General features: G+C 61.4%; 15 protein-coding genes and 1 riboswitch. All 15 genes read right to left on the reverse strand.

Features of this window, described 5'->3' with window-relative positions:
- Positions 1 to 57 precede the first annotated feature (57 nt).
- Positions 58 to 1872: an HSP90 family protein gene (locus tag CAQU_RS08325; RefSeq protein ID WP_075726843.1), complete on the reverse strand. Its 1815-nt coding sequence runs from the start codon at positions 1870 to 1872 to the stop codon at positions 58 to 60.
- A 60-nt stretch (positions 1873 to 1932) separates the two neighbouring features.
- Entirely contained in the window at positions 1933 to 2379 is a 447-nt protein-coding gene (locus CAQU_RS08330; RefSeq protein ID WP_075726845.1) for a YbjN domain-containing protein, read from the reverse strand.
- Positions 2380 to 2383: 4 nt separating this feature from the next.
- On the reverse strand, positions 2384 to 2866 hold the full coding sequence (locus tag CAQU_RS08335) for a YbjN domain-containing protein (protein ID WP_075726847.1): 483 nt from the start codon (positions 2864 to 2866) through the stop codon (positions 2384 to 2386).
- Between the two features lie 258 nt (positions 2867 to 3124).
- Positions 3125 to 4528, reverse strand: a complete 1404-nt coding sequence (locus CAQU_RS08340) for a class II 3-deoxy-7-phosphoheptulonate synthase (RefSeq protein ID WP_075726849.1) — start codon at positions 4526 to 4528, stop codon at positions 3125 to 3127.
- 158 nt (positions 4529 to 4686) lie between these two features.
- Positions 4687 to 5202: a polyadenylate-specific 3'-exoribonuclease AS gene (locus CAQU_RS08345; protein WP_075726851.1), complete on the reverse strand. Its 516-nt coding sequence runs from the start codon at positions 5200 to 5202 to the stop codon at positions 4687 to 4689.
- Between the two features lie 164 nt (positions 5203 to 5366).
- Positions 5367 to 6494 carry an acyltransferase family protein gene (locus tag CAQU_RS08350; RefSeq protein ID WP_075726853.1) on the reverse strand — a complete coding sequence of 376 codons (1128 nt, stop codon included), beginning with the start codon at positions 6492 to 6494 and terminating at the stop codon, positions 5367 to 5369.
- Positions 6495 to 6547: 53 nt separating this feature from the next.
- Entirely contained in the window at positions 6548 to 7291 is a 744-nt protein-coding gene (locus tag CAQU_RS08355; RefSeq protein ID WP_075726855.1) for a lysophospholipid acyltransferase family protein, read from the reverse strand.
- A 151-nt stretch (positions 7292 to 7442) separates the two neighbouring features.
- Positions 7443 to 8468 carry an ROK family protein gene (locus CAQU_RS08360; RefSeq protein ID WP_084562944.1) on the reverse strand — a complete coding sequence of 342 codons (1026 nt, stop codon included), beginning with the start codon at positions 8466 to 8468 and terminating at the stop codon, positions 7443 to 7445.
- 95 nt (positions 8469 to 8563) lie between these two features.
- Positions 8564 to 9733 (reverse strand): glycosyltransferase family 4 protein, encoded by a 1170-nt coding sequence (locus CAQU_RS08365; RefSeq protein WP_075726856.1) that lies wholly within the window; start codon positions 9731 to 9733, stop codon positions 8564 to 8566.
- Between the two features lie 24 nt (positions 9734 to 9757).
- The gene (locus tag CAQU_RS08370) at positions 9758 to 10792 is read right to left on the reverse strand and encodes an NlpC/P60 family protein (protein WP_075726858.1); all 1035 of its coding nucleotides are present in this window, start codon (positions 10790 to 10792) and stop codon (positions 9758 to 9760) included.
- A gap of 314 nt (positions 10793 to 11106) precedes the next feature.
- Positions 11107 to 11736, reverse strand: a complete 630-nt coding sequence (locus tag CAQU_RS08375; RefSeq protein WP_075726860.1) for a C40 family peptidase — start codon at positions 11734 to 11736, stop codon at positions 11107 to 11109.
- Between the two features lie 9 nt (positions 11737 to 11745).
- A riboswitch (cyclic di-AMP (ydaO/yuaA leader) is annotated at positions 11746 to 11925 on the reverse strand.
- Between the two features lie 875 nt (positions 11926 to 12800).
- Positions 12801 to 14147, reverse strand: a complete 1347-nt coding sequence (locus tag CAQU_RS08380) for an IS256 family transposase (RefSeq protein ID WP_075724155.1) — start codon at positions 14145 to 14147, stop codon at positions 12801 to 12803.
- Positions 14148 to 14899: 752 nt separating this feature from the next.
- Positions 14900 to 16522 carry a cytochrome bc1 complex cytochrome b subunit gene (gene qcrB / locus CAQU_RS08385; protein ID WP_075726862.1) on the reverse strand — a complete coding sequence of 541 codons (1623 nt, stop codon included), beginning with the start codon at positions 16520 to 16522 and terminating at the stop codon, positions 14900 to 14902.
- On the reverse strand, positions 16519 to 17724 hold the full coding sequence (gene qcrA / locus CAQU_RS08390; RefSeq protein WP_075726864.1) for a cytochrome bc1 complex Rieske iron-sulfur subunit: 1206 nt from the start codon (positions 17722 to 17724) through the stop codon (positions 16519 to 16521). The genes qcrB and qcrA overlap by 4 nt, the downstream gene beginning before the upstream one ends.
- On the reverse strand, positions 17721 to 18614 hold the full coding sequence (gene qcrC / locus CAQU_RS08395) for a cytochrome bc1 complex diheme cytochrome c subunit (RefSeq protein WP_211276114.1): 894 nt from the start codon (positions 18612 to 18614) through the stop codon (positions 17721 to 17723). Before qcrC ends, qcrA begins: the two co-directional genes overlap by 4 nt.
- Positions 18615 to 18622 lie beyond the last annotated feature (8 nt).

An 18622-nucleotide genomic window follows, 5' to 3' on the forward strand; every position in this document is an offset into this window, starting at 1 on the left:
TTGCGGGGTTGGTTTTTGTACTTTGCGGGTCGTGGTGTGGCGGGGTTTAGCCCGGTGTTAGGTGGATAGGCAGCGGGCGATGAGGGTGCTGAAGACACTGGTGGACCAGGATCTAGCTTGGGCGTTCATGGGGTGGCGGCCCGCCAGGAGGGCTTGGACGTAAAAGCCGCGGATGGCGGAGAATACGATTTCTTCGTCGCTGATTTTGCCGGCGAGTTCGTAGACGATGGTGGCGTGGGCGTTAAAGACGAGCATGCCGCGCCCCCGGCTGGCGGAGGTGGCGGAGCGGGCTTTGTCCATGGCGTCGACGAGCCCGGCGAAGGGGCCACTGGCGGTGTCTTTGGATTGGGTGGAGATGACCCGGCCGGCGATGTCGGCGTCGGGTAGGAACAAGACCGGCAGGGTGGTGGGTTCGAAGCTGCGGATTTCCACGGTGATGTTTTGTCCGGCCAGGGCTCGTTCGGCGAGTGCTTTTAGTGGCAGCAGCGCGGCTTCGTCGGCGATGTCTAGCGGGTCGAGGACACCGATGATTTCTTCGATATCCAGGGCGCTGATGCGTGCCTGTGGCCGGTCGAGGGCGTATTGGCCGAGGAGTTGTTCATCGAAGGCGTATCCGGCGTTGATGATGCATAGCCCGTTGGCGGCCGCGACGGGTTCGATGGTGCGGAATTGGGTGTCGTTGGGGCAGTAGCGAACGGCCCCGTATTCCTCGATGATGGCGTCGAGGGTTTTGCTGCCGACGGTGGTGCTGAAGGGCACGGTGCGGGCGATCAGGTCGCGGGTGTCGCGGTCGGCGATGGCTAGCGATTTGAGGCCTTGGATGTGGGCGGCGGCAAAGCGGGAGAATTTTTCGGGGTTGCTGTCGGCGAGGGTGTTGAGCCAGTCGCGGATTTGGGCGCCAAGCGCCTCGCGGGTGTCGGCGAGGAGTTCGTCGTCGAAGAGTTGTTCCCGGGAGGCGGTGGGTTTGAGTTGGTCGCTGTCGATGACCAGTCGCACGAAGTAGGCCCAGGGTGGCAGCAGGTTGGTGATGTTGTCGCCGAGCAGCATGCGGCGCAGGTAGACGCGGTGGTTTTGGATGGAGCCGGGGGCTACTCCCCCATCGACGATGTAGGCAACCCCCACCAGGCCTGCGGCGGGAACGTCGACGGTGAAGGAGTCTAAGGGGTTAAAACCGAAGTTGCTGGCGCACCAGGCGTCGCGTTCGCGGCTGCGCATCTCAAAGGGGGCGGGCTGGCGGCACAGTTGTGAGGAGGTGAAGCTGTCGCTTGCGCGTTCCACGGTGACGTCGAGCGGGAGGTAGCGGCCGTAGTGTTCGATCAGGCGGCCGAGTACGCCGATGGTGTTGAGGCGGTCGCCGGGGCGCAGGGTGAGTACGACGGCGGTGCCGGCTTCGGGTAGCTGGGTGGGGGCGGTGTCGGCGGCTGCTTGGCGCACGCTCCAGGTGCCGCCGGCGTGCCCGGACCAGACGATGGTGTCGGGGTTGGGGGTGCGGGCGCTGCGGGAGTAGACCTCGATGGTGGAGGACACCATGAAGCAGGACAGAAGGCCGATGCCGAATTGGCCGAGGAAGTCTTGGCGGGCCATGCCCCATTCGTCTTTTTTCGACGATGCCCCGATGGTGGACAGGAGCTGTTCGGCGTCTTCAAGAGTGAGCCCGATGCCGGTGTCGATGATGGTGAGGGTGGTTTCGCCCAGGATGAAACGCATCCGGGTGGGGCAGTCGGGGTCGATGTCTTGGCGAGCGGTGATGGCGTCGAGCCCGTTTTGGAGTAGTTCCCTGACGAATACGGTGGGCCCCGAATAAAGGTTGGTGCTGAGCAGTTCGACGATGCCTGCGAGATCCACTTGGAAGTTGTGAACAGGTGTGGTCATGCTGGGTTACCAACCTTTCGTGCGTCTTAAGGTGTCGGGGCCGGGTGGGTGGGTTGGGGGTTAGGGTGCGGCGATGAGTTGGGGGTCGAAGGTGGCGACGTAGTCTTCCATGCTTTCCAGGCAGGCGGCCAGGGCGGTCATGAGGAATTCTTCGAGTTGCTCGTCGGTGAGTCCGTGGCGGACTTCGAGGTTGCATTCGACGCGGGCGAAGATGTGGCCGCTGTCGAGTTGGTCGGGGAAGGCCATGCCGTAGACGGTGGAGGCGTTCCATTTGTTGGCCCACGCCGCCAGCGAGGATAGGGCTTCGGCGGGCAGCATTTTGTTGCTGGAGGCCATCGACACGGTCAAAAAGGGGCTTAAGGTGGCGGGGTCGATGATGGTGCCGAAGGAGGAGAAGGCGGTGACGATGAGGTTGGGGTTGTCCTCGCTGGTGTCGTAGCGGACGTTTTTGTTGTCGAGCAGCTGCGTGACACGGGCGCGGGTGATTGCTGGGGTGTTGTCTGCCATGGTGCTAGTTCTTTTCGCTGGTGTCGTTGAGGTTCATGCCGGCGTTGCCGCGATTGCTGTCGGCGCTGTCGGGTGCTGGTGGCGCGATGTCGGGGAAGTGTTCGGCTAGCCGTTGCGCCATGTGGCCCATGCTGCCGATGGAGGAGCGGAAAAAGCCGGTGAGTTGCTCATCGGTGGCGCCGGTGCGGGTGGGAAGTGCGGTCGACATGAGGATGCGGGAGGGTTTCTCGTCGACGATGCACAGTTTTGGCACCAGCATTTCTTTGTTGAGTTCGGGTACGAGCCGGTGGGCGCGGGTGAGGTGTTCGCCGGTGATTTCTGCTTGCCACATGGCGTAGATGTGCAGGTAGTTGTCGGTGATTTTGACCCAGGTGACCAGGTTGATGAAGGGGATGATGATTTCGTCGTCGCCTTCGGGCCGGTAGTTGAGGTTGTCGGCGGCCGCGATGGCGGCGATGCGTTGTTGGGTGCAGGCTGGCAATGTCATTGTGTGTCCCTTGGGGTGGCGGGCTGTGGGCGACGGTGGGGTTCGCCGTGGGGTGGTTGTCGCGGCTTACAGTCGCCGGGTTGTGGCGGGCCCTGGGCCGGCTGCGGCTGGCTGGGCGGGTGGTTTCTAGTGTATCGGCGTCTTTGTGGCCAACTGGGGTGGTGGGTGCTTGGGTGGGGCGGGATATGCCACACCCCGCAGGCGCGGGTTGGGTGCGCGTGCGGGGTGTGGGGGCTACCGCGTGGTGCGGCGGGGGTTTTAGGCGCCCTTGCGGGTGTTGCGGAGCATTTCTGCGACGAGGAAGGCCAGCTCCAGCGACTGCTGGGTGTTCAGGCGGGGGTCGCAGGCGGACTCGTAGCGGCCCGGCAGGTCGATGTCGGTGATATCTTCGGCACCGCCGAGGCATTCGGTGACGTTTTCGCCGGTGAGCTCGATGTGGATGCCGCCCGGGTGGGAGCCCAGTGCGCGGTGCACCTCGAAGAAGCCTTGGACTTCGTCGATGACTTTGTCGAAGTGGCGGGTCTTGTAGCCGTTGGAGGAGGTGGTGGTGTTGCCGTGCATGGGGTCACACTGCCAGACCACTTTGTGTCCGCTGGCTTCGACGGCCTGCACGATGGCAGGCAGCACGGAACGGACCTTGTCGTGTCCCATGCGGGCAACCATGGTGAGGTGGCCGGGCTCGAAGTTCGGGTCGAGGCGGTCGGCGTAGGCGACGGCTTCTTCCGGGGTGCAGGTGGGGCCGATCTTGATGCCGACGGGGTTGCCGATCAGGGCGGCGAAGTTGACGTGGAAGTCTTCCAGGCCGCGGGTGCGTTCGCCGATCCACACCTGGTGTGCGGACAGGTCGTACAGTTCGGTGTCGCCGAACTCGTTTTCGGCTAGGCGCAGCATGGCGCGCTCGTAGTCGACCAGCAGTGCTTCGTGGGAGCAGTAGATGTCGGCGGTGCGCAGGTTGTGGTCGGCCACGCCGCAAGCGGCCATGAAGTTCAGGCCGGCTTCGATTTCGCTGGCCAGTGCTTCGTAGCGGGCGCCGGCCGGGGAGTTCGCGACGAATTCGCGGTTCCACTCGTTGAGGCGATGCAGGTCGGCGGTGCCGGAGCCGGTCAGGGAGCGCACGAGGTTCATGGCGGCAGAGGAGTTCGCGTAGGCGCGAATCATGCGGGCCGGGTCGTGGCGGCGGCCTTCCGGGGTGGCTTCCACGGAGTTGACGATGTCGCCGCGGTAGTTCGGCAGGCCGTTTTCGTCCAGGTCGGAGGAACGCGGCTTGGCGTACTGGCCGGCGATGCGGGCCATTTTCACCACCGGGGTGGAGGCACCATAGGTGAGCACCACGGCCATCTGGAGAAGGGTCTTAATGTTTGCGCGGATGTGCGGTTCGGTGTTCGACTCGAACGTTTCGGCGCAGTCGCCGCCTTGGAGCAGGAAGGCGCGGCCGAGGGCGACCTCGGCGAGCTGCTGCTTCAGCCGGATAATTTCGGGGGCGACGACGATTGGCGGCACCGATTCGAGGATCTTGCGGACCACGTCGGCCTGCTTCTGATCCCAGCTCGGCTGCTGCTTGGCGTCGCGGCCAACAACATCGTTAAAACGTTCCTGAATGGCGCCGGGCAACGGCGGCAGGTCGGGAAGCTCTTCTACAGGTAAATCTACGGTCCAACTCACGGGACTATTTGTACCACGCCACCACCCTTGCAGCCGAAGTTGGGGCTACCCTTCCTGCGGGTTTTGCGGCTATCTTTCCCATAGTGCTGCAGCAGTTGTGCTGGTCGCGGGCGTTTTTCTGCGCAAAAATACCCGGCTGTTTGCTCAGGGCACTGCCGTTAATCCCGGCTGGTGCGGGCGGTGCCGTCGGGGCGCAAGTTCAAGGTTTTAGAGATGACCTCGTATTTGGCTTTGTTATGCCGGGCATCGACCAGTGCGTCGTGGGCGCCCTGCGGGATGGGGGGAAGCTGGGGCCGGCCGGCCAGCACCCACAGTTGTTTCAGCTCCCCGGTGTAGTGGGGCAGCCCCTTGGGCATATCCGGCATCGCCCCATACAGTTGCGCCAGCACGACGTGGTCGTAGGACCCCACCCAGGCAAACAGCTCGCAGCGCCCTTTGGCGGTGAGGAAGTCTTTGACCTCCCGGGCGATGGTTTCTTTGGACCGCCACGCCTTATCCGCCGGGCTGGGCAGCTGGTTCAGCACGTGGGTTTTCACCCACGAGTTGGCTTTTTTCGCATCGAAGTCCGTGGACACGGCGTAATATTCGCGGCCGTCTTCGGCAACGATTCCGATCGAGACCAGCTCAATGGTGGTGCCGTCTTCGATGAACTCCGTGTCGTAGAAATAGCGCATGGCCACCTACTCTAGCCCCGGGTGGATCGGCGGCCAGCGTTTAGCCCCACTCGATCGGTGCGGATCCCCACTATCGGCACCGCGACCGTCCGCCATCAGCCCCGTGGTGTTCAACGCCAAAAAGGTAGGGCGGCCACGGAGGTGAGGGGTTCGTGGCAGCTGGGCTATCCGGTGGTGGTTGAGGTGCGGGTGGCGGGCGCGCCGGCAGCGGCGGTGGTGGGAGTAGCCGCCCCAGCGCCGCGGAGGCGGGGGAAGAACTTCGCGATCGGTGGGGGCGCCACGATCCAGCCCGCCACCGGCACCATGGACAGAAAGTACACGGCGGCACACCCCGTGAGGCACATCGCCAGCTGCAGCAGGAACCACAGGTTCAGGTGGGGTTCGAAGTCGATGCCGCGCACCGTGAAAAGGTGCATGAAGGCGAACATGCCCAGCGGGTGGCCAATGTAGAACACCAAAGTGTTGCGCCCCAAAAACTGCACAAAGGTGGTGATTCCGGGCAGCTTACTGACCACCACCGCCACCGCCACCGCGGTGGGAATTAACGCCAAACGGTAGATGAATTCCACCAGGATATTGACGTCGTTTTGGTCGATAACGGCAGGACCCAAAACCATCGGATCGAACAGGGCCCCGTCGCTGGACAGGCCCCGAAACACCCGATACCGGGCCTCAATGAGAACCCCCATGGCAATCAGCCCGGTCGCCACCAGCGGATGGTGGGAAAAGTCCGCGATCACGGTCACCAGGTCTTTACCGCGGGCACCCAGCATGAAGATCGGTACGAACACCATGATCTTGAACTGCCAGTCCGGCACCATCTGTTCCTGGGCGAGCAAGAGCAGCGGCGCCAGGGAGGCGATGAGAACGAAGAAGGTGTTCAGCCTGCGGGTCAGCCACAAAAAGAGGTTGGCGACCACCAGCATCTGGAAAAACCAGTACACGGTAATGCCCTGGAGCACCCGGTCACCCCAGGCTGCAAAGGTTAGGGCACCGGTGGACTGCATTGCGGTGGATGCTGCCGCAGATTGCACGATGTCCACGCTCGCCCACACCAGGTAGGGCACCAGGAAAAACCACAGGCGCTTCACGCACAATTCGCTCAAACTTTGGCGCAGCACCTTGCCGGAAAAATAGCCACTGATGAGGAAAAATAGCGGCAGGCGAACCGGGGTGAGCGCCTCGTTAAGGGGCTGGATGATGGTGGAGGATTCCGCCGGAATCGAGGTCGAGGCGTGCAACAGCACCACCCCCAGAATCGACAGGCCACGACCAATGTCCGGCCACGCCAAACGCCCCCCGGAGCGTTGCGCTGCGGGGGTGGGGGTGATGGTGCGTTGCTTCGTTAGGAAAGAGATGACGGCTCGGCTCCCTCGGGGTAGCCCAAGCCTTGCGCCAGGTGGGCTTTCACATCGGCGGCGTACATGTCGACGTACTCGTTGCCGGTCATGTCGGTCAGAATGCGCTGCACATGATCCGCCAAGGCGCGCTGCGCCTCGCGGGAGGCGGGATCCAGCCCCTTGGACTCCACGTAGGCGATCGGATCAATCGGCGCGCCCAAAGCGATGCGCACCTTTGCGGGGCGCACGATCCACGAGCCGATGGGGTTGGCCTTGCGGGAACCAAACATCGCCACCGGAACGATGGGAGCGCCAGTGTTCAGCGCGATGCGGGCCATGCCAGTCTTCGCCTTGTAGATGCGGCCATCCGGGGAACGGGTGCCTTCGGGATAAATGCCCAACACATCCCCCTTGGCCAGCACCTTCTCCGCCGCATCCAGGGCGTCCTTGGCGGCGCTTTCGTTGCCACGCTCAATCGGCACCTGGCCCACGGAGGTGAAAAACCAGCGCTGCAGCGCGCCGACGAAGCCAGTGCCAGTGAAGTATTCGCTCTTGGCCAAGAAGGTGATCTGCCGGGAGACCAGCAGCGGAAGATAGAAGGAATCCATCACCGACTGGTGATTGGACGCCAAAATGGCGGGTCCGGAGGAAGGGAGATTAGACAAACCGGTGATTTCGGGCCGGTTGTACACCCGCAAAGCGGGGCCGAACAGGATGTTCTTAAAAACCCAGTACCACTTGTTATGCATGGTGATTGGCTGCCTTCCGAAGCTCGCGTGGGGTGAAAAGTACCCCAGTAGTTGCCCAAAAACCCTACCCCGCCGCGGGGGATGATGCCCTACCCGCAGGGGTGATTTCAGGGGTAGTAAAAAGATTGATTAGGGGCGGGTTTTTTCTCATTTACTGCCGGGGGTCGCCCGCAGCATCCGCGCTGGCGGCACGCCGCGCCAAATCCGCCACCCCAATGAGACCCGCATGCGAACCCAAAGCCGCCACCTCAACCACCGGTTTCGGCCGGAACTGTCCCCCCACCATCGTCTGTCCCATCACCTCCACCGCACGCTGAAGATACATATCAGCATCACCAACCACTCCCCCACCCAACACGATCAACCCCGGCTCAACAATGTCGGCAACCATCGCAAAACCCCGCCCCATCCAGGTCGCAAAATCCGCCACCGCAGCCTCAGCCAACTCATCACCTTCCCGGCAGGCCACCATCACGTCCTTGCCAGAGACCGCATCCGCAGTCAACCGCGTCGACAGTCGCCCCTCATGAATCAGCTCCACCGCGGTCGTCGCCAAAGCCGTACCCGAACAATAACGCTCCAAACACCCCCGCTTCCCGCAAGAACAGGGACGGCCATCCGGAACTGCCGCAATGTGGCCGAACTCCCCCGCCGTGCCAAAAGCACCGCGCATAATGCGCCCATCAATAACGATCGCACCCCCAATACCGGTGCCCACCGCAAACAGCACCCACATATCCTGGCCCTGGGCCGCGCCATAGCGGTACTCGCCCCACGCCGCCGCATTAGCGTCGTGCTCCAGCACCACCGGCAGGCCCAACCGGGCACTCAAACGCTGCTTCACCTCGGTATCGCGCCACGGCAAGTGCGGGGCAAAACGCACCGTGTCACACTCACGGTTCAAAAAACCCGCCACCGCCAACCCCACAGCATCCACCTCATAAGAGGCACGCAAAAGGTCAACAACCTCAACGATCGCATCAAACAAGCCATCGGAATCCGCCGGGGTGGGCCGCTGCACCTGCGCAATAATGCGGCCCGCGCTATCGACCACCCCACCACGCAAATTCGTGCCGCCAATATCAAAACCGATGGTCAACGGCAGCTGCGCATCCGCGCGCAACACCGCGATCTCATCAAGGGCCTTGGGCAACTCACGACAGGACTGGGAAATCATGAAAAAAAGTCTTTGCTTTCAAAAAAGGGACGGGCCACAGGGGATCATGGCTGGCTAGTAGGGTACCCGGATTCTGCTAGGGAACAGCAATCCCCTCAAAGCCCCAATGCCCGCTTAAGCCGCGCGCACTGGCGGCCCCACGACCACTGCTGTTGCACATGCTGCCGGCCAAGCCGCCCCATCGCCCGTCGATGCTGTGCAGGCGCCGACAGCAGCTCGATGAGCTGATTGGCCAACTCAACGGTGTCACGGCCGGACACCACCACGCCCGCCCCATCCCCGACGGTTTCCGGCGCCCCACCGGAATCCCCCGCGATGACCGGAACGCCACAGGCCTGCGCCTCCAAAAACACAATCCCCAAACCCTCCACATCCAAACCGGCACCCCGGGTACGGCACGGAGTAGCCGCCACCCATGCGCTAGCCAAAAGATCCCGCATCTCCCCCCGATCCAAACGACCGCAAAACATCACGCTATCGCGACACTGCTCCGGCAAACCCGCACGCAGCTTCTCCAATCGGCCACGATAAGGCCCTTGACCGACGAACAATAGATGCGCGTCCCCCGCCACCTGACGCACCGCAGGCCACGACCGGATGAGTTGATCCTGCCCCTTGCGGGCAACCAGCCGCGAACAGCACACCACCAGCGGTGTGGACGCGTTTAAGCCAAAACGCCTAAGGACAGCATCGCGCGCCTCATCCGACACAGGGGCAAAAAAGTCAGCATCGACCCCGCTGGGCATGCGCATCCACGTGGTCGCAGGGCCAAAAGCGCCCCGCAGGCGCCCAAGGGTGTAATCGGAGATAAACGTGACCACATCGCAACCGGATCCAATGCGCCGGAGCAGCTGGCGGGCCACGGGCACCATTGACCACCCCACCTCATGACCGTGTGTAGAGGCCACGATGCGGCGGGCCCCCGCCGCACGCGCTGCTGAGGCCAAAAGCCCCAACGGGGCCGCCGCCCCGAACCACACCACCTCGATCCCCTCCGCGGCAATGAGCTCCCGCATACGGCGCGCCACAGCAGGCGTCGGCAGCATCACCGCACCCGGATACCGCACAACCCGATACGGCACCTGAGCGTCATACGCGCGGGCGGCCTCCGCATCCTGGGTAGAGGCGAAAACGATAACGCTGTCCGGATCCAAACAGCCTACAAAATCCGCCAAGTACGACTGAATCCCGCCCACAGTGGGCGGGAAATCGTTAGTTACCAGCAGAATCTTCGGTCCCGGCGCATGCTTTTTCACACCAGCCATGCTAGTGAAAGCCCCTAGCGGACTCTAATAGCGACGTGCGCCGACAAAAGGCATCGCATCGAAAGAGACGACCTGAACCGGAATGCCGTAGTCGGCAGCGTGAACGACCTTGCCGTCACCGATGTACATGCCCACGTGGGTGGCGCCCGGGTAGTAGCCGATGAGGTCACCCGGCTGAAGTTTGTCTTTGGGAATCGGGATACCCGAACCCATCTGCGCCTGGCTGGTTCGCGGAATGGACTTGCCCTGCTGTTGGTAGGCCCACACCATCAAACCCGAACAGTCAAAAGCATCAGGTCCGGTAGCGCCCCAGGAATATGGGGAGCCAACTTTGCTCAACGCCGCCTTGACTGCATCGACACCGGCGGGGTTCTCCCCGTTAATCAGCTCCGGATCGAACTCGAAGGTCGGGCCGTTTTTATTCTCCCAACGCTGACGCTGCTCTGCTTCTAAAGCATCAACCCGGGAACGAATTTCGTTGGTGCGCTGCTCCAGCTCGGCGCGTTTCTCGTCGAGAGTTTCGCGCTCTTTGCGCAACTGGGCCAGTTGGAACTGGGCCTCGGCCTGCGCACGAGAAGCCTGGCTATGCGCCTCAGAAGCCTCCGCAGCAGCCTTTTCTAGCTCTTTACTGGCATGCTCGGTGCGGCGTGCAAGAGCCTGCAAGTAGGCGGTGCGATCGATCGCCGATTGGGGGCTAGTAGCGGAAGCCACTGAAGTAATCGGGTCAACGTTGGCGCCACGATACTTCGCCAGCGCAATACGATCGACTTCTTCCTGGGTACGACGGGCGTTTTCCTTAGCCTCGTCGGCCTTCTTGGTGGCCTCATCGACGCGTCGCTCATAGTCGGCGACCTCGGCCTCCTTGGCCTCCAGGTCCTGCTCCAGGTGCTTAACTTGCTCAGCCTGCGCCTCAGCCTCGCGGCTGACCTGCTCCATCGTGGCAATTAGGGTATCCAGGTTTTCCGGATCGCCGAAGGCGCTCGGAAGCGGGGCGAGCCCGATGACGAGTGCGGTAGCGACGGAAATGGCACCGAGCCGCAAACGGTGACTGGTCTGCACGACGAGCGTCCTCAAATCTTTTGAGCAGGAGAAATCTTGATTCCTAAGAATAGCCTAAGTGTGAGCGCGTGAGCAACACCTTCAAATTCCATCGGTGGTATTTGCGCGAAAATCACCCCAAAATGGGGTTTCCCCCGGCCAGAGAGACGAAAAGAGCGCGAAAACCCCGCCAGTGGAACCAAGAAAACCATGCACCCAGCCTTAAAAATGTTCAGCAAAGCCCCCGCATTCGGAACGAACACACAGCAAAGAAAAAAGGCCAGCCCCAAAAGTAGGGACTGGCCTTGCACGCTAGGCGCGCAACTCAGCTTCGCTTAGAAGCGGACAGCAGAGTGGAAAGGCATGTAGTTGACGCTGGTCTCGCCCAGCGGAGTGCCGGAGTTGATGGCGTGGATGACGGTGCCGTGGCCGGTGTAGATACCGACGTGGGAGGCGCCAGAGTAGAAAGCGACAATGTCGCCAGCACGCATGGCGTTGAAGGGAACCGGGGTACCCTGTGCGGCCTGCGCGTAGGAGGTGCGCGGAATGTGCTTACCAACCTGAGCATATGCCCAAGAGGTCAGGCCAGAGCAGTCGAATGCGTTCGGGCCGGTTGCGCCCCACACGTAGGGAGCGCCGATCTTGGAGGCTGCGGCGTTGACGATGGCCTGACCCTGATCGGGGGCCGGGGCCGGAGCCGGAGCAACGAAGTTGGCAACGGCGTTGTAGTTAGCCGGTGCAGCCTGGTTTGCGAGGGAGGGAACCCAAGCGGCAACGCCAGGAACGTTGGCGATGTTCGGAACATTCTCGAGGCCTGCAACCTCGAAGCGGATGTCGCTGTTAGGAACAACGACCTCAGCGGCCTGTGCCGGCTGCGCCAGGCTGGCGGCGGCACCAATGGTCAGAGCAGATGCAACGGCGGTGTTGCGAGCGGTGCTCGACGTCCGGCGGCTGTGCTTACCCACGAATAATTCTCCAAATCTTCCTGTTTCCTACCGGGTTAGCTGTCGGGTTCGGAAACAGAAAGCTCCCTACCTCTTCACTCCACTCCGACGTGTCGTCGGCAGCTCTCGTATTAAAGAAGAGGATTCACCCCAGAGGAATTCTTGGTTCCCCGGCCCGCCACCATCCTTCGGCGGCGGAAAGGTATATCAAATTGTTCGGTCATGAAGCGAACCGCCCTTAGGGGGCTGCTGCAATGTCTCGATAAGGTTACGAAACGGTCACGGGCACTGTCCAACGGTTTGCCAAAACTCGGCTTGTTATCAGTTCGTTATCAAGCCGTGTCCAAAGCGCCACAAACTCCCCCATTGGTCTGACAACACCGCCCCAAAGAGAAAACTCGGGGACGGATAGCTCCACGTCATGAAACCCTTTTCAGCCTGCTTTCAGGAATTGTGACGATTCGACAATACTGCGTCAGCAGTCTTTCGCAGCACCTTCAAAAACACTATTGTGTTCCTTATCACACAACCCCTAGGGGGAGCGGTTTGCCCGGTTTTCGGCTCGAAAAACTCGCCTCCAGCCCACCTAACAACAGTGCACAAAAACCTCACAAACCACAGTAATTAGACCGGTATAAACCGCAGCCCAGAACACCTTTCCCCCCAAAAATGCACTTTTGGTCACTAAGCTGCATCTTTCACCATCCAACGACCACCGCAGGGCTTTAACACCGATCCCCAACCCACACGCTGTGGCACCCCACAGGTAATTCGCCTGGCTCAAAAGTTGCGAAGTCTTGACCTTTGCACGATTTTCACCCCGGATCTCCTCTGCATTATCTAACTGATCCGGCGCTACACATGAACGTGCGCCTACGGACTGAAGTCCCTTTATAGAGACCTCCGACGTTTGCGCCAGGACAAAAAGGGCTCCTCCCCCACTAACCAGCCGTGAATTCGGGAGACTTGCTCCCCAAAACACCCCAGACTCCCCGCCCGAGAGCGCCTAAAGTTCTCGGCGCTTGCACGGCACCTATATATAGGTATTAGGGAGTGTGTCAAGTTTTTTGTGTGTGAACTTCGGCTTACAGGTAAGGCTCGAACCGATCCGGGTAATGTGCTGACAGCTGATTGATGGCCGCAACCCACCCAGTCACACGCACCCCCTCAACAAACCGGCTCGTTCCCGCACGGGCACGCCCGGCCTTCTTTTTCGTTTTCTCCGCCTGCCGGTCCTCGATGTGGCAGATCATCAACCACAACGCCTTGACCGCGGCAGCATCATTAGGAAACTGCCCCCGATTCCTTGTCGCTTTACGCAACTGCGCATTCATCGACTCGATCGCATTCGTGGTGTAGACAACCTTCCTCGCCTGCGGCGGGAACTGCAAAAACGGTATGAAACGCTCCCACGCATCCCGCCAAGCCTTCACCGCCTGCGGATACTTCAGCCCCATGTCGCTGGCATCAAACTCGTCCAAAAACGCAAGCGCCTGCTCTGCCGTTGCAGCGGTGTAGATCTTCTTCAAAGCAGCCGCGACCGCGCTACGGTCCTTTGCCGCCACCCACCGCAGTGCGGTGCGGATCAGGTGCACCACACAGGTCTGCACCATCGCATCAGGCCAGGTGGCCTGCACCGCCTGTTCGAAACCTTTCAGCCCATCACAGCAGACGATGAACACATCTTTGACCCCACGGTTAGCCAACTCCGCACAGACCTGGGCCCAAAACGCCGCGCCCTCATTGTTTGCGATCCACAGCCCCAAGATCTGCCGGGTACCCTCCATGGTGATGCCGACCGCCATATAGCAGGCCTTGTTGACGACCCGGGCACCATCACGGATTTTGATGCGCAAAGCATCCAGGTAGATCACCGGGTAGAACTCCTCTAAGTCCCGGTGCTGCCAGGCAAGTACCTCATCTAGGACCTGGTCGGTGATCTGGGAGATCGTCTCATGCGACAAATCCACACCCAACGTGGTGGCCAGGTGGTGCTGGATGTCACGAAGGCTGGTGCCTGCGGCATACAGAGAGATGATCAGGTCGTCGACATCGGTGATCCTGCGGGCTCCTTTGGGCACCATCCGTGGGGTGAAGCTGCCGCTGCGATCCCTGGGCACGGTGATGTCGATAGGCCCGTACTGGGACTGGACGGTTTTGTTGTAGGAGCCGTTGCGGTGATTGTCGGCCGTGCCGTGGCGGGCTTTGCCTGTGCGGTCTCCTGCTTGGTAACCGAGGTGGGCGTCCATTTCGGCTTGCAGTGCGGTGTTGATCCCGGTCTGGATCATCGAACGCACCATGTCGTTGATGTCGGTTGATGATGTGGCGAACTCTTTGAGGATCTCGGCGAGTTCAGGGCTGGACATCAGTCGCTTCTCTAGTTGTTTAAGCCGGGCTTTGTCTTGCGGGTCGCGGGTGGTCATGGTGGTCATTGTGGAGCATCCTCCTCGATGGGTGGTGATTTAACACGTCACACACAAACCATCTGACACTCTCGTATTAGGTTTCTGCGGAACTACCGCGCCTTCTGTGATTAAAGACCTGTCGTTAAACCAGTTGTCCACAGCGTGCTCATGTAGCGGAAGAATTCGAGATTCGCTCGGAAAGCACCCCACGGACCTGAGCACAGACGAATTCCTACAGCTGGGTCCAAAGCCGTGCACCGCACTTCTTCAGCGTTGCATTGCTCATACAGATAGGGGGAGTTCCCGCATGAACCGTCAGGCAGGCATTGAGAGCGCTTTACCGCCCCCAACCCGATGGAGGCGCCATAGCGCCGATGAAGACGTTTTAGCTGTGCAGTATCCACCCCGTCGGACCCCAAAACCGAGAACCTGGAAAACCGTACGGCAGACAGTGCGCGAGAGAAATGATGAAGGGCATTACGAGCGCTTCGTTCTACCGTGGCTTGTAGCACGTGAATCGGTGGTCACTTTGCTATGGAGTTTGTAGCGAAGCCTCCGCGGGACTCATTTCTTGCGCCCTAGTCCGACAACGGAGTCTCGAACGAGTATGCAGCTAGCAGCGCTGTGCGCGATTTGGGCTGATGTTGTGGCTAGGACTTCCGGGGTATTGATTAGTACGCAACGCCGAAGCCCCCAAGCTCTTCCGGGGAAGGGCTTGGGGGCTTGTGAGGCAGTTGGTACGTTCTATCCCTCGCAGTGGTGGGGATGAAACGAACTGTTTAGTGCTTCTCGGCGTCGGCTGCGCGGTTGCGCTCGTTGAGAGCGTCGAGCATTGCAACCTCTTCTTCGTGGTTTGCGTGCTCGATGGCTGCAGCCTTGTCGGCAATCTCCTTGGAGTCGGGGCTGAAGAAGGAGCCACGACCCGGGTGACCGGCGAAGCCGAGCTGGTTCATCTGCTTCGGGACAGCAGCACCGGCGTACTCGAGCGGGATCGGGTGACCGTGCTCGTCGACCGGACCCAGCGGCTGGTGAACCTCGATGAAGGCACCGTTGGGCAGCTGGTTGATGACACCGGTCTCGATACCGTGCTCCAGGACCTCGCGGTCGGAGCGCTGCAGGCCGATGCAGATGCGGTAGGTAGCCAAGTACACCAGCGGCGGAACGATGATCAGGCCGATACGACCAACCCAGGTCATCGCGTTCAGCGAGACGTGGAAGTGGTAGGCCCACAGGTCGTTACCACCGGAGAGGGTGAGCAGGGCGTAGAAGGACAGTGCCATCATGCCCAGGGAGGTACGAACCGGAACGTCGCGGGGACGCTGCAGGATGTTGTGGTGTGCGTCGTCGCCGGTGATCTTCTTTTCGATCCAGGGGTATGCGAACAGCAGGACCACGAGGATACCGAGGAGAACAGCGACCCAGAACACGGCCGGGACGGTGTAGTTACCGAGGTAGAGCTCCCATGCCGGCATGACACGAGCAGCACCGTCAGTCCACAGCATGTAGATATCCGGCTGGGAACCAGCGGAGACCTGAGACGGGTTGTAGGGGCCGAGGTTCCAGATGGCGTTGATCTGGAAGGCACCTGCCATGAAGGCCAGAAGGCCGAAGGTGATAGCACCGAAGGCGACGGACTTGACGGCGAAGACCGGCAGGATGCGGACGCCGACGACGTTGTTCTCGGTACGACCAGCGCCCGGGAACTGGGTGTGCTTCTGGTACCAGACCAGAGCCAGGTGGGCTGCGATGAGGCCGAGCAGGATGCCCGGAATCAGCAGCACGTGGGCGATATAGAAGCGGTCCAGCATGATTTCGGACGGGAAGTCGCCGCCGAAGATCATCCAGTGCATCCAGGTACCGATGACCGGGATGGAGATGACGATTGCGGACATGATTCGCAGACCAACACCAGAGAGCAGGTCGTCCGGCAGGGAGTAGCCCATGAAGCCTTCGGCCACGGACAGCAGCAGCAGGACGCAACCGATGATCCAGTTGGCCTCACGCGGGCGACGGAATGCGCCGGTGAAGAAGATGCGGAACATGTGGACCATGATGGACACGGCGAACATCAGTGCAGCCCAGTGGTGGAGCTGACGGATGAACAGGCCACCACGAACCTCGAAGGAGAGGTTCAGTGCGGTCTCGTAAGCACGAGACATCTCCACACCACGCAACGGCAGGTAAGCGCCGTCGTAGATGACCTTGGTGATGGAGGGGTCGAAGAACAGGGTCAGGTAGATACCCGAGAGCAGCAGCACTACGAAGGAGTAGAGCGCGATCTCACCCAGCAGGAAGGACCAGTGGGTCGGGAAGACCTTGTTAATTTGGGTACGCAGGCCGCCAGACAGGGTGTAGCGGGAGTCTACGTTGTTACCGATTTGGGCTAGTTTCTTGTTGCTCATGAACGACGCTCCCAGAATGCCGGGCCGACGGGCTCGACGAAGTTGCCGGCGGCGACGAGGTACCCCTCGTCATCAACGGTGATGGGCAGCTGCGGCAGTGCACGAGCGGCGGGGCCGAAGACCGGCTTGCCGTAGTGCAGCGCGTTGAACTGCGACTGGTGGCACGGGCACAGGATGCGGTTGGTCTGCTGCTCGTACAGAGACGTGGGGCAACCGATGTGCGTGCAAATCTTGGAGTAGGCGTAGTAATCGCCGTAGTGGAAGTCCTCTTGGCCTTCACGCTGCACAGCCTTGAGCGCATCTTCGGTGCGCAGGCGGATCAGCATGACGGGGTTACGGGGACCGTGCACGGAGTGCATCTGCATCTCGTAGACGTCGCGGTTGGGGTCGTAGGACTCGCCATCGTTGACGTACTCAGCGGGAAGCGGGAAGACGGTTTCCATGGAGCCGGCGGACAGATCCTCCGGGCGCATACGGACCAGGCGGGAAATGCCCTGGGTGCTGTAGTGGCCGTGGTGCTCCTCGGCGATGGCGCCGGTGTCGCGACCTAGGTACAGCTTGACGCCTTCGTTGGACAGGGTCCAACCGGAGGTCCACAGGGTGCCGTCGCCCTGGATGCCCAGCGGGCCCTTCTTCCAGGGGTTCTTGATCATGCCGCCGAGCGGAGCCATGACAGCCAAGCCGGCGAGCACTGCGCCGCCAGCCATGGCACCCTTGAGCACCTTGCGGCGACCCAGGGTGGAGGTCTCCCAAGAGTCGTTCAGCAGTGCGACCAGGGTACGGCGGTCGACCTCTTCGGAGGGGCCGTCGTGGCGACGCTGAACGGAAATCTCTTCCGGAATGAACTTCTTGACGTACTGCACGGCGCCCACACCCATGGACATGATGGAAAGACCCATCGTGATGCCCAGCAGCGGGGTGTACAGGGTGTACTGCCAGAGGCCTTCGGATCCAAGATCCTTGTAGTGCCACGGCCAGAACAGGTAGATGGCCATGAATGCCAAGGCGAGGACGATGCCGAGCACGAACCAGATGGTGATGGCGCGTTCTGCGCGCTTTTCAGCCGGGTCGTTGGCGATCGGGAAGCGTTCCTTGCGGTACGCAACGGTGACCTCGTCGAGCTCGGTGCCGAGGCGGGCGAGCTCTTCGTTACTCATGGAGTTCAGCTCCTGAGTGGTGTACTTCTTTTGTTCTTTACTCATGAGCGGGATCCAATCCACAGTGCTGCGACAACACAAACAACGATGCCGAAGAGCCACATCATCAGACCTTCAGCCACGGGGCCGATGCCGCCGAGGCCCCAGCCACCCTGGGAGGGGGTGTCCTTCTGGGACTTGATGAAGGCGATGATGTCCTTCTTCTCGTCAGCGGTGAGCTGACGATCGGAGAACTTGGGCATGTTCTGCGGGCCGGTCAGCATAGCCTGGTAGATCTCCTGCTCGTTTGCGGGATCCAGAACCGGGGCGAACTTACCGGAGGACAGTGCGCCACCACGACCGGTGAAGTTGTGGCAAGACGCACAGTTCAGGCGGAAGAGCTCGGAGCCACGGGCAACGTCGGCCGGGTCGATCTTGCCGTCTTTGTAGTGAGCGCCACGGAGGTCTTCCATGGCGATGGTGCCGTCCTCGTTGCGGACAATGCCGGGGCCGCCACCGTTGGCGTCAACGTAAGCGGCGAGGGCGAGGGTCTGCTCCAGGTTGTAGCGAGGCGCCTTGCGCATCGCCTGGGAGCTGTTGCTCAGCATCGGCATACGGCCGGAGTGCACCTGGAAGTACACTGCGCCTTCGCCAACACCGATGAGCGAAGGGCCGCGGCCCTTGACGCCCTGCAGGTTCGCACCGTGGCAGGTGATACAAGCAACGTCGTAGAGGTCTTTACCCTCAGCGACGAGGGCTTGCTTGTCCTGGCTTGCGGTGGCGACCTGTGCATCGGGGGTAAGTGCGTTGGCCAACAGGCCAGCGCCGGTCAGACCCAGGGTCAGCGCAGCAGCACCAGCGATGGTGCGGCGGGCCTTCCGGCGGGCCTTGACCTTTTTCGCCGAGGCGGCTGCCGGAGCAACCTTCTCGGTGGTCTCGGGGGTGGTTTCCATCATTTCCCTTA

The sequence above is a fragment of the Corynebacterium aquilae DSM 44791 genome, from assembly GCF_001941445.1.
GTDB lineage: Bacteria > Actinomycetota > Actinomycetes > Mycobacteriales > Mycobacteriaceae > Corynebacterium > Corynebacterium aquilae.

What these genes read in the sequence shown, in the direction of transcription:
- CAQU_RS08325 (WP_075726843.1), bottom strand. Translation starts at nt 1,872, where the DNA reads ATGACCACACCTGTTCACAACTTCCAAGTGGATCTCGCAGGCATCGTC.
- CAQU_RS08330 (WP_075726845.1), bottom strand. Translation starts at nt 2,379, where the DNA reads ATGGCAGACAACACCCCAGCAATCACCCGCGCCCGTGTCACGCAGCTG.
- CAQU_RS08335 (WP_075726847.1), bottom strand. Translation starts at nt 2,866, where the DNA reads ATGACATTGCCAGCCTGCACCCAACAACGCATCGCCGCCATCGCGGCC.
- CAQU_RS08345 (WP_075726851.1), bottom strand. Translation starts at nt 5,202, where the DNA reads ATGCGCTATTTCTACGACACGGAGTTCATCGAAGACGGCACCACCATT.
- CAQU_RS08355 (WP_075726855.1), bottom strand. Translation starts at nt 7,291, where the DNA reads ATGCATAACAAGTGGTACTGGGTTTTTAAGAACATCCTGTTCGGCCCC.
- CAQU_RS08360 (WP_084562944.1), bottom strand. Translation starts at nt 8,468, where the DNA reads ATGATTTCCCAGTCCTGTCGTGAGTTGCCCAAGGCCCTTGATGAGATC.
- CAQU_RS08365 (WP_075726856.1), bottom strand. Translation starts at nt 9,733, where the DNA reads ATGGCTGGTGTGAAAAAGCATGCGCCGGGACCGAAGATTCTGCTGGTA.
- CAQU_RS08380 (WP_075724155.1), bottom strand. Translation starts at nt 14,147, where the DNA reads ATGACCACCATGACCACCCGCGACCCGCAAGACAAAGCCCGGCTTAAA.
- qcrB (WP_075726862.1), bottom strand. Translation starts at nt 16,522, where the DNA reads ATGAGCAACAAGAAACTAGCCCAAATCGGTAACAACGTAGACTCCCGC.
- qcrA (WP_075726864.1), bottom strand. Translation starts at nt 17,724, where the DNA reads ATGAGTAAAGAACAAAAGAAGTACACCACTCAGGAGCTGAACTCCATG.
- qcrC (WP_211276114.1), bottom strand. Translation starts at nt 18,614, where the DNA reads ATGATGGAAACCACCCCCGAGACCACCGAGAAGGTTGCTCCGGCAGCC.